This window comes from Corynebacterium sp. Marseille-Q2823, from assembly GCF_903645345.1.
GTDB lineage: Bacteria > Actinomycetota > Actinomycetes > Mycobacteriales > Mycobacteriaceae > Corynebacterium > Corynebacterium hiratae.
Genome location: NZ_CAHJXS010000003.1, coordinates 151,913 through 167,153, shown reverse-complemented (window position 1 = coordinate 167,153; position 15,241 = coordinate 151,913). Strand labels below are relative to the sequence as shown.

11 protein-coding genes are annotated in these 15,241 nt (G+C 61.5%); 6 read left to right on the top strand and 5 right to left on the bottom strand.

The features are described from left to right. The first annotated feature begins 5 nt into the window (after positions 1 to 5). The 5 genes from HWX44_RS04645 to HWX44_RS04625 all read left to right on the top strand — a co-directional run bounded on the left by HWX44_RS04645 (position 6) and on the right by HWX44_RS04625 (position 6,962). Complete coding sequence (locus HWX44_RS04645; RefSeq protein ID WP_046647354.1) at positions 6 to 788, top strand: HNH endonuclease family protein; 783 nt, start codon at positions 6 to 8, stop codon at positions 786 to 788. A 370-nt stretch (positions 789 to 1,158) separates the two neighbouring features. Further along, entirely contained in the window at positions 1,159 to 2,142 is a 984-nt protein-coding gene (locus HWX44_RS04640) for an ABC transporter permease (RefSeq protein WP_049155780.1), read from the top strand. Next, complete coding sequence (locus HWX44_RS04635; RefSeq protein WP_046647355.1) at positions 2,143 to 3,228, top strand: ABC transporter permease; 1,086 nt, start codon at positions 2,143 to 2,145, stop codon at positions 3,226 to 3,228. Further along, complete coding sequence (locus tag HWX44_RS04630) at positions 3,225 to 5,195, top strand: ABC transporter ATP-binding protein (RefSeq protein ID WP_175973395.1); 1,971 nt, start codon at positions 3,225 to 3,227, stop codon at positions 5,193 to 5,195. Before HWX44_RS04635 ends, HWX44_RS04630 begins: the two co-directional genes overlap by 4 nt. Positions 5,196 to 5,252: 57 nt before the next feature. After that, positions 5,253 to 6,962 (top strand): ABC transporter family substrate-binding protein, encoded by a 1,710-nt coding sequence (locus HWX44_RS04625; RefSeq protein WP_049155772.1) that lies wholly within the window; start codon positions 5,253 to 5,255, stop codon positions 6,960 to 6,962. Between the two features lie 125 nt (positions 6,963 to 7,087). Here HWX44_RS04625 and HWX44_RS04620 read toward each other — a convergent pair whose 3' ends face one another. The 5 genes from HWX44_RS04620 to pflB form a co-directional block, all read right to left on the bottom strand. Beyond that, entirely contained in the window at positions 7,088 to 8,284 is a 1,197-nt protein-coding gene (locus HWX44_RS04620; RefSeq protein ID WP_049155768.1) for an SPFH domain-containing protein, read from the bottom strand. A gap of 104 nt (positions 8,285 to 8,388) precedes the next feature. After that, positions 8,389 to 9,639, bottom strand: coding sequence for an alpha/beta fold hydrolase (locus HWX44_RS04615; RefSeq protein WP_175973392.1), 1,251 nt, complete (start codon positions 9,637 to 9,639; stop codon positions 8,389 to 8,391). A gap of 4 nt (positions 9,640 to 9,643) precedes the next feature. Next, positions 9,644 to 10,513, bottom strand: coding sequence for a pyruvate formate-lyase-activating protein (gene pflA / locus HWX44_RS04610; RefSeq protein WP_175973391.1), 870 nt, complete (start codon positions 10,511 to 10,513; stop codon positions 9,644 to 9,646). Then, entirely contained in the window at positions 10,514 to 10,765 is a 252-nt protein-coding gene (gene grcA2, locus HWX44_RS04605) for an autonomous glycyl radical cofactor GrcA2 (protein WP_070509749.1), read from the bottom strand. A 35-nt stretch (positions 10,766 to 10,800) separates the two neighbouring features. Further along, a complete protein-coding gene (gene pflB, locus HWX44_RS04600; protein WP_175973593.1) occupies positions 10,801 to 12,912 on the bottom strand; it encodes a formate C-acetyltransferase in 2,112 nt (703 codons plus the stop codon). 310 nt (positions 12,913 to 13,222) lie between these two features. Here pflB and HWX44_RS04595 point away from each other — a divergent pair, with 310 nt between their 5' ends. Further along, positions 13,223 to 15,190, top strand: a complete 1,968-nt coding sequence (locus HWX44_RS04595) for a solute carrier family 23 protein (RefSeq protein WP_444843281.1) — start codon at positions 13,223 to 13,225, stop codon at positions 15,188 to 15,190. The last annotated feature ends 51 nt before the right edge of the window (positions 15,191 to 15,241 follow it).

Below are 15,241 nucleotides of genomic sequence, written 5' to 3'. Positions count from 1 at the left end.
TCGTCATGGCCTCTCGAACCCCGTTCTTCATCGCCGCGCTCCTCAACGCCGCGGTGGCTGTGCTCGTGGTGGTCGGCCTGCTCCTTCCCTCCCCGGCTGCTCCCCCAGCGGCGGGGCCGAGTGCTTCCACAACAACAGCGGCGCCCGCGCAAGAAGCCCCCACAGAAGAACACTCCGACGAAGCCACGCCCCCGCCAGACATTGCGCCAGACATCGCCGAAGCGCTCGCCGCCCTAGATTCTCTGGAGGTCAAGGGCCGCGCTCCCATGACCGGTTATGAGCGCGAGGAATTCGGCCAGGCCTGGTCCGATGATGTCACGGTGAAGTTTGGCCACAACGGCTGCGACACCCGCAACGATATCCTCCGCAGGGACCTGGATCCGGAAAGCCTAGTGCTCAAGGAAGGAACCCACGACTGCGTGGCGCTCGCCGGCACCTTGCATGATCCTTATTCGGGCCAGGACATTGAGTTTCAGCGCGGGGCGCAGACCTCGAGTGCGGTGCAGATCGATCACGTTGTGGCGCTGGCCGACGCCTGGCAGAAAGGCGCCCAGCAATGGTCACCCGAGAAGCGCCGCAACTTTGCCAATGATCCCCGCAACCTCCTCGCCGTCGATGGTCCTCTCAACCAGCAGAAAGGCGCCGGCGATGCCGCCACGTGGCTGCCGCCCAACAAAGGTTTTCGCTGTGAGTATGCGCGTCGCATCGTCGAGGTAAAAGCGGTCTATGAAATCTGGGTCACGGAGGCAGAAAAAGATGCGCTGAGCCGGCTCCTGCATGCTTGCTGAGCGTTCCTTACCCCTTATCTATTCAGCGCAATCCCCCTGCACACTACCCCCAAACTATGCGCATATTATTCACTGCCACCCAGGCAATCAGGCACGCTTTGTGAGCCCAAAGAAGCTTTCAGTCCCTGCACCGACACTCCCCTGCTTGCAAATTTCTATAGGCCAATTAATATGTAATTAATACAAAGTTTTCACACGCGGGGAGTACCCCCATGAAATAAAAACAATCATTATTCCTCTCCTGTCTCACATTTCTTTTAATATGTGACACAGCACCTAGCCTGAGGTCTAGGTCACATGAGTGCGGTTAACTCTTATCGGCCGCCATACTCACCGAATCTGCCGAGACAAACCCTGCGAAGGAATAGTGATGTTCAAGTACATCATCAAGAAGACCGCCAGCTGGCTGGTAGTCATCTTCCTCGCGACTAATATCGCGTATCTCCTGGCCGCAACCTTCCTTGATCCCCGATCAAATTATGTCGGCCGCAACCCACCGCTCGAGCCGGAAGAAATCGGCCGCATCCTCACTCCGCTCGGACTCAATCCTGAGACCCCGCTTATTGAGCGCTGGTGGGGCTGGCTCTCTAACATTCTCTTCCACTGGGACTGGGGTACCTCCCCTCTCGGCGACCCGGTCAGCGCACAAATCGCTCACCGCGCACTCGTCTCGGCGCAGCTGCTGCTCGTCGCCACAATCCTCTCCGTCATCATCGGCGTTGGCCTCGGTGTCTACACCGCTTCCCGCCAATACAAAGCGGCTGACCGCTTCTGGCAGGGCGTTTCCATCATCACGATGAACACCCACGTGGTCGTCGCCTCCATTCTGGTTGTTGCCGGTGGCCTGTGGATCAACCGCGTCACCGGCCACCGCGTGGTCTACGTGACGGGCGCGTCCAGCCTCGGTGTCGAGGGCTTCTTCCCCAAACTTCTGGATATGGCGCAGCACCTCATCCTGCCGTCCATTTCCCTCATCATCATCAGTTACGCCGGGTATCACATGATGCAGCGCACCTTGCTGCTGGATAACCTGAACGCCGATTATGTGCGCACCGCCCGCGCCAAGGGCCTGACCCGTGCGCAGGCTATTCGCAAGCACGCCCTGCGCACCTCCATCATCCCGGTTGCGACCTCCGTGGCCTTCTCCGTTCCCGGCATTTTCACCGGCGCCATCATGACGGAAACCATCTTCGCGTGGAAGGGAATGGGCCAGTACTTCATCGAAACCATCAGCCGCAACGACGTCAACGGCACCACCGCCGTCGCCGCCTTCGGTGCCGTCATGATTGCCTTCTCCGCAATCCTGGCTGACCTCGTCGTCGTAGCCCTCGATCCGCGAGTAAGGGTGAGCTAAATGTCTCCAGAAAAGAAATCCACGTCGCCGCGCTCAGAAGCACGCCACACCGAGCGCCACCGCCGCAACGATCTCGCCATCGACACCGCCGCGGACAACCTCGGGGTGCGCCCGCATACCGCCACTGCTGACTTTTCACCGCAGACCGAACCCAGCGCACAGTCCGCACTTGGTTCCGGCGTCGATGTCGATGACGCACAGCGCAAGCAGTTCTCCAGCAACGAGTTCCGCGGCACCTCAAAGCTCAAGCTGTACGTTCGCCGTTTCTTTCGCAACAAGTTCGCGGCCGTCGGCCTCGTCATCTTCGTGTTGCTCACCCTGCTGGCCATCTTTGGCAGCCTGCTGACCCCCTGGGGTTTCGATGAGCCGGACTTCTTCAACCTGTCCACCGGACCTTCCTCCGAGCACTGGTTCGGCACGACCGATTCCGGTAACGATCTCTTCGCACAAACCGTCCACGGCCTGGGCCGCTCGCTCATCATTGCGCTTATCGTGTCGATAGCATCCACGGTTTTGTCCGCTTTCATCGGCGCGGCCGCGGCCATTTACGGAGGCGCGGTGGAAAAGGTCATCCTGGCCGTCATCCACTTCCTGCTGGCTATTCCGACCTTCCTGCTCATCGCTCTGGTGGTCTCCGATTCCGGCGGTGACTGGAAGCTGCTCATCGTGGTGCTCATCGTCTTCGGCTGGATGTACCCGGCGCGTGTCATCTGGGCCATGGCGCTGAGTGTGCGCGAGAACGACTACGTCCGCGCCGCGGACTACATGGGTGTTTCGCGCCTGCGCACCATCTTCCGCCACGTAGTGCCCAACATCGGTTCGCTGCTCATCATCCAAGCGGCCCTGGGCGTGGTGTCCACCATCATGTCGGAGACCGCGCTGTCCTTCTTGGGCTTGGGCGTGAAGCTTCCCGACGTCTCCCTGGGCACCCTCCTGGCCGGCGGCGCCAACGCCGTCGAGGCTTCACCCTGGCTCTTCTACTTCCCTGCAGGCATCCTCACGCTGCTGACCGTCTCCATGGCGTTCATCGCCGACGGTCTGCGCGACGCCATTGACCCCAACTCGAACTCTGGAGGCCGAGCATGACCCCGCAGAATACTGCGCATAACGCCAACGCCGTCCCGGCCAGCCGCGCTACCGATCCCGCCGCGTCCGCCGACCCGGTTCTGTCCGTACGCAATCTGTCCGTCACCTTCCCCTCGGAGGCCGGCTCCGTCCACGCCGTACGTGGCGTTGACTTCGACCTTATGCCGGGCCGCACCCTGGCCATTGTGGGCGAGTCCGGCTCCGGTAAGTCCGTCACCTCAATGGCGGTTATGGGTCTGCTGCCGGATTACGCCAAGGTGGAAGGCTCCGTGGTCTATGCCGGCACCGAGCTCATCGGCAAGTCCGACAAGGAGATGTCGAAGATCCGCGGCAAGGACATCGCCATGATCTTCCAGGACCCGCTCTCCTCCCTGACCCCGGTGTTCTCCATCGGCGACCAGCTCATCGAAGCCATCCAGACCCACCGCGATGTCTCCACGAAGGAGGCGGAGAAGGAGGCCATTCGCCTGCTCGAACTCGTCGGCATTCCGGAGGCGGACAAGCGCGTGAAGTCCTTCCCGCACGAGTTCTCCGGTGGTATGCGTCAGCGCGTGGTCATCGCCATCGCCATGGCGAATAACCCGCGCGTCATCATCGCCGACGAGCCCACCACGGCCCTCGACGTCACCATCCAGGCTCAGATCCTGGAGGTCCTCAAGGTGGCGCAGCGCGAAACCGGCGCCGCGGTCATCATGATTACCCACGACATGGGTGTCGTGGCCGGCACAGCCGACGACGTCCTCGTCATGTACGCCGGTCGCCCGGTGGAGCTGGGCGATGTCGACACCATCTTCAACAACCCCAAGATGCCCTACACCGTGGGTCTTCTCGGGTCGACGCCGCGCGTCGACAAGGCCACCGATGAGCCGCTGACCCCCATAGCGGGTACCCCGCCGCGGCTGATTGAGGTCGCCGCCGAGTGCCCCTTCGCCGACCGTTGCCCAGTGGTGATGGACGAGTGCCGCACCATGGAGCCGGAGCTGCGTGAGCTTGGCGACGGCCCCGGCCACTACGCCTCCTGCCTACGCTCCGATGAAATTGAGGACGGCACGATTGGCGGCGAGCGCATGTACCCACTACCGAAGATTTCCGCCGATACCTTGGGCGATACGCCCTACGACCAGCGCCCCGTCACCTTGGAGGTCAAGAACCTGGTCAAGGACTTCCCGCTCATCAAGGGAGCGATTCTCAAGCGCCGCGTCGGCACCGTCCATGCGGTCAAGAACGTCAGCTTCGACGTACACCAGGGCGAGTGCTTCGCCATCGTGGGCGAGTCCGGCTCCGGCAAGACCACCACCCTGCTGGAAATCATGGACCTCAACCCACCAGAGGGCTCCACCATCGTGGTCAACGGCACCAACACCTCCGGCTTGAGTGCGTCGGCACGCCGCAAGCTGCGCAAGGACATCCAGATCGTCTTCCAGGACCCAATGAGCTCGCTCAACCCGCGCATGACCATCCGTGAGATCATCGCTGAGCCGCTGGAATCGCTGGGGTACGAGGGGGACGTCGGCCAGCGCGTGGCTGAGCTGATGAAACTCGTCGGCCTCGAATCCCACCAGGTGGACCGCTTCCCCGGACACTTCTCTGGCGGACAGCGCCAGCGCATCGGCCTGGCCCGTGCTCTGGCCACCAACCCCTCCATCGTGGTGCTCGACGAGCCCGTCTCCGCCCTCGACGTGTCCATCCAGGCTGGCATCATCAACCTGCTGCATGACCTGAAGAACCGCCTCGGTATTTCCCTGGTGTTCGTCGCCCACGACCTCTCCGTGGTGCGCCACCTTTCCGACAAGGTCGCCGTGATGTACAAGGGCGACTTCGTGGAATACGGCCCCACGGACGAGGTCTTCGACAACCCGCAACACGCCTATACCCGCGCGCTGCTCTCCGCCATCCCGGTGCCGGATCCAGCCGTGGAACGTGACCGGGTGCGCGAGATTTACCAGCCCGCCGAAACCCCGGCTTAGCAAGACTTATAACTAAATACTCCCCGTCTCCATGTTTCCTCTCGAAAGGACACAAAAATGAACATGAAGCTCCGCAGGACCGCCCTCGCAGTGGTCACCGCCTCTGCCCTCATTCTCACCGGCTGCGCCTCCGACGGCGGCTCCGGCAGCTCCGATGGCTCCAAGGACTCCAGCAACTCCGCAGCCGGCGAGAAGCTGGACGTCAAGCTGGACGGTTCCTACAACGCCAAGGACCGCTCCGAGCTCAAGCAGGGCGGCGAGCTGCGCCTGGCCATCACCGAGATCTCCCAGCAGCAGAACCCCTTCCAGGCCGACGGTACCCGCTACACCAGCGACGTCTGGAAGTTCTACAACCCGCAGATCGGTCTTTTCGACGGATCCGGCGAGTTCCACGTCAACAATGACTACATCACGGACGTCAAGGACGAGGAGAAGGACGGCAAGACCGTCGTCACCTACACCATCCACGAGAAGGCCCAGTACAACGACGGCACCCCGATTGACTGGAAGGCCTTCGAGAACACCTGGAAGTTCAACAACGGTGAGGACGAGGAGGCTAACGTCTCCTCCACCGATGGCTACGAGCTCATCGAGTCCGTCGAGCCAGGTGAGAACGACAAGCAGGCCGTCATCACCTTCAAGCAGGCATACCCCTGGTGGCAGGGTCTGTTCAACATCCTGCTCCCGCCGCAAATTGACTCCGCCAAGAAGTTCAACGAAGCCTACCTCGGTGAGGTCCACCCAGAGTGGGGCGCGGGCCCGTTCAAGGTTGAAAACGTTGACTTCCAGAGCGGCAGCGCTACCTTCGTCCCGAACGAGAAGTGGTGGGGCGATAAGCCTTTCCTGGACAAGGTGACCTACCGTCAGATGGAGGATCAGGCCTCCATCAACGCGTTCAAGGCCGGCGAGATTGACGCCACCGGCGTGGGCAACAAGGAGCGCCTGGCTGCAGTCAAGGACATGCAGGGCATTGAGATCCGCACCGCCATGGCCCCGTCCAACTCGCTCATCGTTCTCAACTCCAAGAACGAGATTCTTTCCGATGCCAAGGTCCGCGAGGCCATCATGACCGGTATCGACCGCTCCACGCTGTCCGGCATCCGCTTCAACGGCCTCAACGGCTACACCGAGGAGTTGCCGGGATCCTTCAACCTGTACCAGACCCAGGAGGGCTACGAGGACAACTTCGGGTCTGTGGTGAAGTTCGATGCCGAGAAGGCTAAGTCCCTGCTCGACGAGGCCGGCTGGAAGGAAGGCGGCGACGGCATCCGCGAGAAGGACGGCAAGAAGCTGTCCATGCGCTACACGCTGTTGGGTGATTCTTCCATCAGCAAGGCCCTGGCCACCGCCACCCAGAAGATGATGAAGGACATCGGCGTGGACCTGAAGGTGGAGGAGCGCCCGTCCGCGGACTTCTCCAAGATCACCTCCTCCTATGACTTTGATGTCTTCCCCATGGGCTTCTCCTCCGGCGATCCGTTCGGTGTGGCCTACTTCGGCCAGATTTACCGCTCCGGCTCCCAGCTCAACCGCTCCGGCACGGGTACCCCGGAGATGGACAAGAAGATCGACGAGCTCTCCCAGATCGCCGATCCAAACGAGCAGATCAAGGAAGCCAACAAGCTGGAGAAGGAAGCACTGGGTCAGTTCGGCATTATGCCGATTTACAACGGCCCGGCCATGGTGGCTACCAGCCCGGACATCGCGAACTTCGGCGCCAACTCCTTCGCCGTCATCGAGGTGGAGAACATCGGCTACACCAAGTAAGTAGCGCGCCAGGCACCGCGTCTCATTATTCGCAGTGCCTAGCCACTCCATACGCCGTGTAGGGGCAACGACAAGAGGGCCTTCCCAAACTGCGGGAAGGCCCTCTTCGTGTGTTTTAGCTGTCTTTAGTTGTCCTTGTTGAGCTGGTTGCGCAGCTGGTCAAAGTAGTCGCGCGCGCTCTGCGGCTGGTTGTTGCCCTGCGGCGGGGCCGGGAAGCCGGAGAACTGACCAAAGCCCTGGCCCTGCTGAGCGTTCTGCACCTGCTCCTGAGCCTGCTGCTGGGCGCGCTGTGCCTGCTCCATCAGCTCAGCATCGCGGCGGGCGCGCTCATCGCGCTCGCGGCGCTCCTGCTCCTCACGGCGGCGACGCTCAGCAGCGGCGTTCTCGCGGCTGTGCTTTGCTTCGCCGGCCGGCACCTTCGGCTTCGGTGCTTCATTAATAGCGTTAGTGGACAGCAACGTATCGCGCATACCGCCGAAGAGATCCTGCATGCCGCCCGGGTTAGACGGCATGTACAGCACATTGGTGTGGGCGCGGTCGGCTACGTCAACCATGGCGTCGAGGTACTGGGAAACCAGCATGAGGGTCTCGGGGTTCTCCTGCACGCCGGCAGCACGCAGCAGCTCATACTGCTGGGCAATACCTTCGACGATCTCCTTACGCTGGTCAGCCACACCGCGACCCTGCAGCTTCTTAGCCTCGGCCGCACCCTCGGCTTCCTTGACCACGCGGATCTTCTCGGCCTCCGCTTGGGCAACGGCTGCCTCGCGCTCACGCTGCGCCGCGTTAATGGAGTTCATGGACTCGCGCACGCGAGCATCCGGGCGAATATCGGTGACCAGAGTATTAACGAAGTTCCAGCCGTAGGCGGCCATGTTATCGCGCAGGGACATCGCTACGTTGCGGGCGATGGTGTCCTTGGAAGAGAAGGAATCATCCAGGTTCATGTTTGCTACGGAGGAACGGACGTTGTCCTGCACGTAGGCCACGATCTGCTGCTCGTGGTTGGACAGGGTGTAGAAGGCCTGGCGCTCGCTGCCCTGGACTACCTCATACTGCACGGCAACGGGGATCTGAACGAAGACGTTGTCCTTGGTCTTGGTTTCCACCATGACATCGAGCTGACGGATTTGCAGGCTGATCTTGGCGCGCACGCGGTCGACGTAGGGCAGCTTGAAGTGCAAGCCTGCGTGAGCAACGTTCACGAACTTACCCATGCGCTCAATGATGGCGGCTTCCTTCGTCCGGACGATGAAGAAACCGTCGAAGGCGGTGGCAATAATAAGTAGGAGAATCACGCCAATGACGATGAGACCGGCCATAGGCTTATCCTTTCTGCTCGATTTAGATTTTCCTAACCAGTGTGCCACACGGTGACCACCACCACATCTCGAGGGAGATCACTCCCCGAGGTCACTCGGAGCCATTAATGCTCGTCAGCTACCCGGAAGAGCTCGCCCAAAATCCCCGCGCCGTCCTCACTAATCCCATTGTGCTGGAAGCGGTTGGTCACCACTGGGCGCAAGTCGCGGTAGGTCTCCGCCGTGGCTAGGGAATCCTCGAAGGGCACGAAGATATCGTCGAGGTAGATGGCGGCGGAGGCGGTAACGGGGGCGTCGGCAAGCTTGGCGGCGTCATACGGAGAGCTTGCCCACTCGTGGGCGGCGAGCTCCTCGGCGGCCTGCTTGAAGGGGCGCAGCGCCGGGTCCTCATCGAACTGCCAAGGGAAAATGTGCTCACCGGTCAGATAGGTGCCGCCTTCGGCGAACTCGGGGAATTCCTCGCGTATGCGGTGCGCCGCCCAGCCGGTGACGGCTTGGCCGCCGACGCCACCGTAGATGGACTCATGAATCGCCGCGTACAGCGGGCCGGCCTGGAAGCTCACGCGGCTGCCGACGTCGTTGAGGAAGTCCGAACGCAAGCGCTTCTCACCGTTCACGGTGCGGAAAGGTTCCTCCAGCAGGTAGGCCAGAGAATCGAATCCGGTACCGCGGCCCAGTTCGATGCCGATGGTGCGGAAGCGGCGCGAAGACAGACGCTCCCCCGTCGGCAGCAGCTCCTCCGAGTTGTCCAGGTGGTGGATGAGCTCCTCGATGCGTGCTTGCGCCCACGGGAACTGGGCATAGAACCGCTCGTGGCGGACCTTGAGCTTGGCAAAGGTGGTGCGGTAGAGATCATCCGCGCCTTTGGTCAGGGTGGGCAGGCCGCCGGTAAGGAAGGCGCGCCCAATGGACTGCGGGAACATCGAAACATAGGCGGTGATGATGAAGCCGCCGAAGGATTGGCCGAAGAGATCCCAGGACTCCTCACCGAGGTGCTCGCGGAGGCGCTCGGCATCGCGCACGATATTCTCCTGCCGCAGCTGCGCCAGACGCGCAGCGCTGCGATCCTCAGCCGGGCTGAGCTCATCGATGCGGTGGCTGCGCCCGGTGCCGCGCTGGTCCATAAGTATCCAGCGGTAGCGCTCCAAGCCCTTTCCGATGAGCCCGGTGGCACCCGTCGGCCGCGGCGCCGGGAAACCCGGCCCGCCCTGGTTATAGAGCAGCGCCGGGTATTTCTCACCGCCGGGTGGGATGATCTCCCGGGCGTAGAGCTCGAACTCCCCTGCGGCGGGATTGACATAGTCCCAGGGGACGGTGATGATGTGTTCCTTGATGGTGTGGCCGAAGCGTTTCATGCTTCTAGTAGACCACGAAACCTTCCTTGCGGAACACCTCGCGGATTTCCTCCACGTCTTCTGGCTTCGGCGGCTTCGTATCCTCCAGGGTGTACGGGTAGCCCAGCTCGTGCCACTTGTCCGCGCCCATGTTGTGGAAGGGCAACACCTCGACGCGCTCGACGTTGCTCTTCCAGCGGGAGACAATTTTGGCTACGTTGGCGACGTTCTCGGGGCCGTCGGTAAGCCCCGGCACCACCACGAAGCGGATCCAGACCGGCTTGCCGATGGCGTTGAGGCGATCCCCAAAATCGATCGTCGGCTGCAGCTCGCGGCGGGTGACCTTCTTATAGGTCTCCTCGTCACCGGACTTGACGTCGAGCAGCACCAGGTCGATGTTGTCTAGATCCTCATCGCGCAGGCGCGCGCCGAGGTAACCCGAGGTATCGATCGTGGTGTGGATGCCTGCATCGTGGACTTCCTTGAGCAAGCGCCGTGCGAAGGCGATCTGGAAGAGCGGCTCACCGCCCGAGATGGTCAGGCCGCCCCCGGAGGCGTTGAAGATGGGCTTATAGCGTTTAATGCGCTTGACCACATCCTCGATGCGCTCCAAGGTGCCGACCTTCATCTCCATGGTGTCGGGATTGTGGCAATACTGGCAGCGCAACGGGCAACCCGACATGAACATGGTCATGCGGGTTCCAGGCCCATCCACGGCCGTCACCAGCTCCCAGGAGTGCACGAGCGCGACATCACCAGAGCGGCGGGCCTGCATCAACTCCGGGCGGGTGTAACCGTCGAGGTCGTTGTCCGTTCCTAAACCGGCGGCGGCGCCGCGCACCTTCTCCCCTTCTTCAGGAGAAAGACGCACGACGCCGGTAATGCCATCTGCCATTTAGGAGCCCTGGTGGAAGGTACGGGAGATGACGTCCAGCTGCTGCTCGCGGGTGAGCTTCACAAAGTTCACCGCGTAGCCGGAAACGCGGACCGTGAGGTTCGGGTACTTCTCCGGGTGCTCAACGGCGTCCTCCAGGGTGGACTTGTCCAGGACGTTGATGTTGGCGTGGTAGAGGCCCGAGTTCATGTTGTTGGCGGTGCGGTTGGCCTTCATGGAAGCGAGGCGCTCGTCGAAAGTTTTGGTTGCCATGATGTGTTCTCCTTGGGAAGTGGTGTGGACGTGGTCTATTCGGAATCCATGATGAAGCCGGCGTCGAGGACGCCCACCAGGTTGGTGATGCGCTCCTCCGGGGTGCGGCCCAATCCGGACGGGGTGATGGTGTTGGTCAGCGAGATGCCGTCGAGTGCATCCTTGTAGTCCAGCTTGCCTACCGACAGCATGGAGGCAACCATGCCGTGGCTATCCGCGCCGTTCTCCGGGTTTGCGCCCGGCGCGAACGGGGTACCTGCCTGGTGGCCGGACGGGAAGGAACCAGTTGCCTTGCCGTAGACAACGTTGGAGGTAATGGTCAGCACCGACTGGGTGGGGATGGCGTTGCGGTACATCGGGATGGCCTTAATCTTCTCCATCACGGTGTGAACGATGGTGGCGGCGATGTCATCGGCGCGGTCGTCATCGTTTCCGTAGAAGGGGAAGTCACCTTCCGTCTTGTAGTCCACGATCAGCCCGGAATCATCACGCACCGGGTAGACCTTGGCGTACTTGATGGCGGAAAGCGAGTCAGCCACGATGGACAGGCCGGCGATACCGCAGCCCATGGAGCGCACGATATCGGAATCGTGCAGCGCCATCTCGATCGACTCGTAAGCGTACTTGTCGTGGCAGTAGTGGATGATGTTGAGGGCCTCAACATAGGTGCCCACAACCCAATCCAGCATCTCCTCGTACTTCTGCCAGACCTCGTCGAAGTCGAGCGGTCCATCGCCCTGGATTGCTTCGTATCCGTCCACGACCTGCTTGCCGCTAACCTCGTCGCGGCCGCCGTTGATGGCGTAGAGCAGGGCCTTCGCAGCGTTGACGCGGGCACCGAAGAACTGCATTTGCTTGCCGACGGCCATCGGGGACACGCAGCACGCAATTGCGGCGTCGTCGCCCCACTGCTCACGAATCTGCTTATCGGACTCGTACTGGATGGAGGAGGTCTCAATCGAGATGTGGGCGCAGAATTCCTTGTAGCCCGCCGGCAGCTGCGGATCCCAGAAGATGGTGATGTTCGGCTCCGGCGACGGGCCCAGGTTGATCAGCGTCTGCAGCAGACGGAAAGAAGTCTTGGTCACCATGTGGCGGCCATCGTCGCCAAAGCCGGCATCGGACCAGGTTGCCCAGTACGGGTCACCGGAGAAGATCTGGTCATAGTCCTCGGTGCGCAGGAAGCGGACGATGCGCAGCTTGAGCACCAGCTGGTCGATGATCTCCTGGGCGTCTTCCTCGGTGATGATGCCCGCGTTCAGGTCGCGCTCGAAGTAGCAATCGAAGAATGCGGAGAGGCGGCCGATGGACATGGCGGCGCCGTCCTGGGACTTGATGGAGGCAAGGTATCCAAAGTAGGTCCACTGCACTGCCTCGTGGGCGGTCTTCGCGGGCTTCGAGATATCGAAGCCATAGGACTCAGCCATGACCTTGAGCTTCTTCAGAGCCTTGATCTGCTCGGCGTGCTCCTCGCGGTAGCGTGCCCAGTGCTCGGAGAAGCCGAGGTCCCCCACCGCATGCTTGGATGCTTCCTTCTCAGCAATGAGGAAGTCCACGCCGTAGAGGGCCACGCGGCGGTAGTCGCCGATGATGCGGCCGCGGCCATAGGCATCCGGCAGGCCGGTGATGATGTGGGAGGAACGCGCTGCGCGGATGCGCGGGGTGTAGATATCGAAGACTGCATCGTTGTGGGTCTTGCGGTAGCGCGTGAAGATCTTCTCGATCTCCGGGTCGGTTTCCTTACCGGCTTCCTTGATGGCCTGCTTGACCATGCGCCAACCACCATTGGGCATCATGGCGCGCTTGAGCGGCGTATCCGTCTGCAGGCCAACGATGACGTCATCGTCCTCGGAGATGTACCCAGCCGGGAAGGCGTCGATATCGCTTGGGGTGTGGGTGTCTACGTCGAAGATGCGCTTTTGGCGCTCGACGGACAGGTAATTCTTCTCCAAATGATCCCACACGCGCTGCGTCTTCTCGGTGGGCCCAGCGAGGAAGGAGGAGTCCCCGTCATAAGGGGTGTAGTTGCGCTGGATAAAATCACGAACGTCAATGTTTTCAGTCCACGGGCCGGGCTCAAAGCCCTTCCATGCCTCGAACTGCACAGACTGTTCCGTTGCGGTGGTCACTATTTTGACTCCCTTCATAGTTCGCACGACGCGTAACACTTAGTCGCAGAAGGGCTGTGGGTGACTTCGGCTCACGGGCAATTCGGTCAACGCGTATCGTCACCGAACCCCTCTCTGTAGCCAATAGTAGGGGTACGGACGCATAACCTCATATCGGCAAATGCGGGCCCCATGCCACCGAACGGGCTGGTTTTAGCACCACACTGGTCAGCTCTCTCATAGGTAACGACCGTACGGTTAGATGCGGGGGTAAATCACCCCCTGACGTGGCCTTTCCCACACCTTCCAGGCAAGTTCTTGGTGCCTGTCCGCGCCGCGCTCTATTGTTATGCGCAGTATCCTCGTCTCGCTTTTTAGCAAGGAGCCTCCCCGCGTGTCCGACACCGCCGCTACCGCTAGCCCTGCCACTCCCCCAACGCACCCCGTTGATGTTGTCCCGCCAGCGCCCAAGTTAGCTGCGCTCGGTCTGCAGCACGTCCTCGCTTTCTACGCTGGCGCGGTCATCGTCCCGCTGCTTATCGCGGGGTCGCTGGGGCTGGATGAGGCCACCACGATCCACCTCATCAACGCTGACTTGTTGACCTGTGGTCTGGCGACGTTGATCCAGGCGGTGGGCGTCGGCAAGCACATCGGCGTCCGGCTGCCCATCATCCAGGGCGTAACCACCACGGCGGTGAGCCCCATCATTGCCATCGGCATGAGCGCTGGTGACCAGCCACTGCCCACGATTTATGGCGCAATTATCGCTGCCGGTATCTTTACTTTCTTCGCCGCGCCGGTCTTTGGACGCGTGCTCAAGTACTTCCCGCCGATTGTTACCGGCACCGTGCTCTTGGTCATGGGTACGTCGCTGCTGGCGGTCTCAGCAAATGACTTTGTCAATTACGCTGACGGGGTCCCGGCCGCACGCGATCTGCTCTATGGTTTCGGCACGCTGGCCATCATCATTGTTGTGCAACGCTTCTTCCGCGGTTTCCTGGGCACGCTGTCGGTGTTGCTTGGTTTGGTCATTGGTACGGGCGTGGCCTTCGTGTTCGGCGATACTTCCTTTGACGGCGTGCGCGAGGCCGATGCCATAGGCATGACGACGCCTTTCTACTTCGGTATGCCGAAGTTCGACATCATGGCGATTCTCTCCCTCATCATCGTCATGATTATCACCATGGTGGAAACCACCGGCGATGTCTTCGCTACCGGTGAGATTGTGAAAAAGCGCATCAAGCGCGATGACGTTGTGCGCGCCATTCGCGCCGACGGTCTCTCCACCACCCTTGGTGGCGTGATGAACTCCTTCCCCTATACCTGCTTTGCGCAGAACGTCGGCCTCGTTCGTCTCACCGGTGTGAAGTCCCGCTGGGTCGCGGTGTCAGCAGCGGGCTTCATGATCATCCTGGGCCTGCTGCCCAAGGCCGCAGCGATCGTTGCGGCTATCCCCTCCCCAGTCCTCGGCGGCGCCTCCCTCGCTCTGTTCGCCAACGTTGCCTGGGCCGGCCTGCAGACCATCGCGAAGGAAGACATCACCGACGGCCGCAACGCCGCCATCGTTACCACCGCGTTGGGGCTGGCCATGCTCGTCACCTTCAAGCCGGACGTAGCGACCGCCTTCCCGGAGTGGGCGCAGATCTTCGTCTCCTCCGGAATGTCCATCGGCGCTATCACCGCAATCCTGCTCAACTTGCTCTTCTTCCACCTCGGCTCGCAGTCCGGCGATGATGTCAGCCGCCTCGACGGCGCCGGTGTCTCGCTCAAGGAGCTCAACGAGATGGACCGCGAGAGCTTCGTCAGCGCTCTGCGCCCGCTCTTCAACAACGAAACCTGGCCGCTCGAAGCCGCCTGGGAACTGCGCCCCTTCCAGGACGTCAGCCAGCTGCGCGAGGCTATCCAGGTCACGGTGCTCACCGCTCCGAGCGACCAGCGCCGTGCACTGATCCACGACTACCCCGCGATGGATGAGCTGCTGCTGGCCGATTCCGACACGGCCGCCACCATCTCCGCCGACCGCGGTTCCTTGGCCTTGGATGACCTCGATGACGTGCAAACGCAGCAGCTTATCGACGTCTCACAGGCCTACCGCGAGCGCTTCGACATGCCGTTCGTGGCATACCTGGACACCAACGACTCGGCCGACCGGGTTATCGATGCGGGCGTGCGCCGCTTGTCCAACTCGGATGAGCTGGAGCAGCGCGTGGTCTTGAGCGAAATCATCGAGATTGCCAATGACCGCTTCGATATCCTCCTTGCGGACGCTAACCCGGTACGGGCTTATTGGGACCGCAAGTTCACGGAGGTGGAATGAACATAGTTCATTCCACGTACGGGGGACACTCGACGTAGAAAAAGGATCATT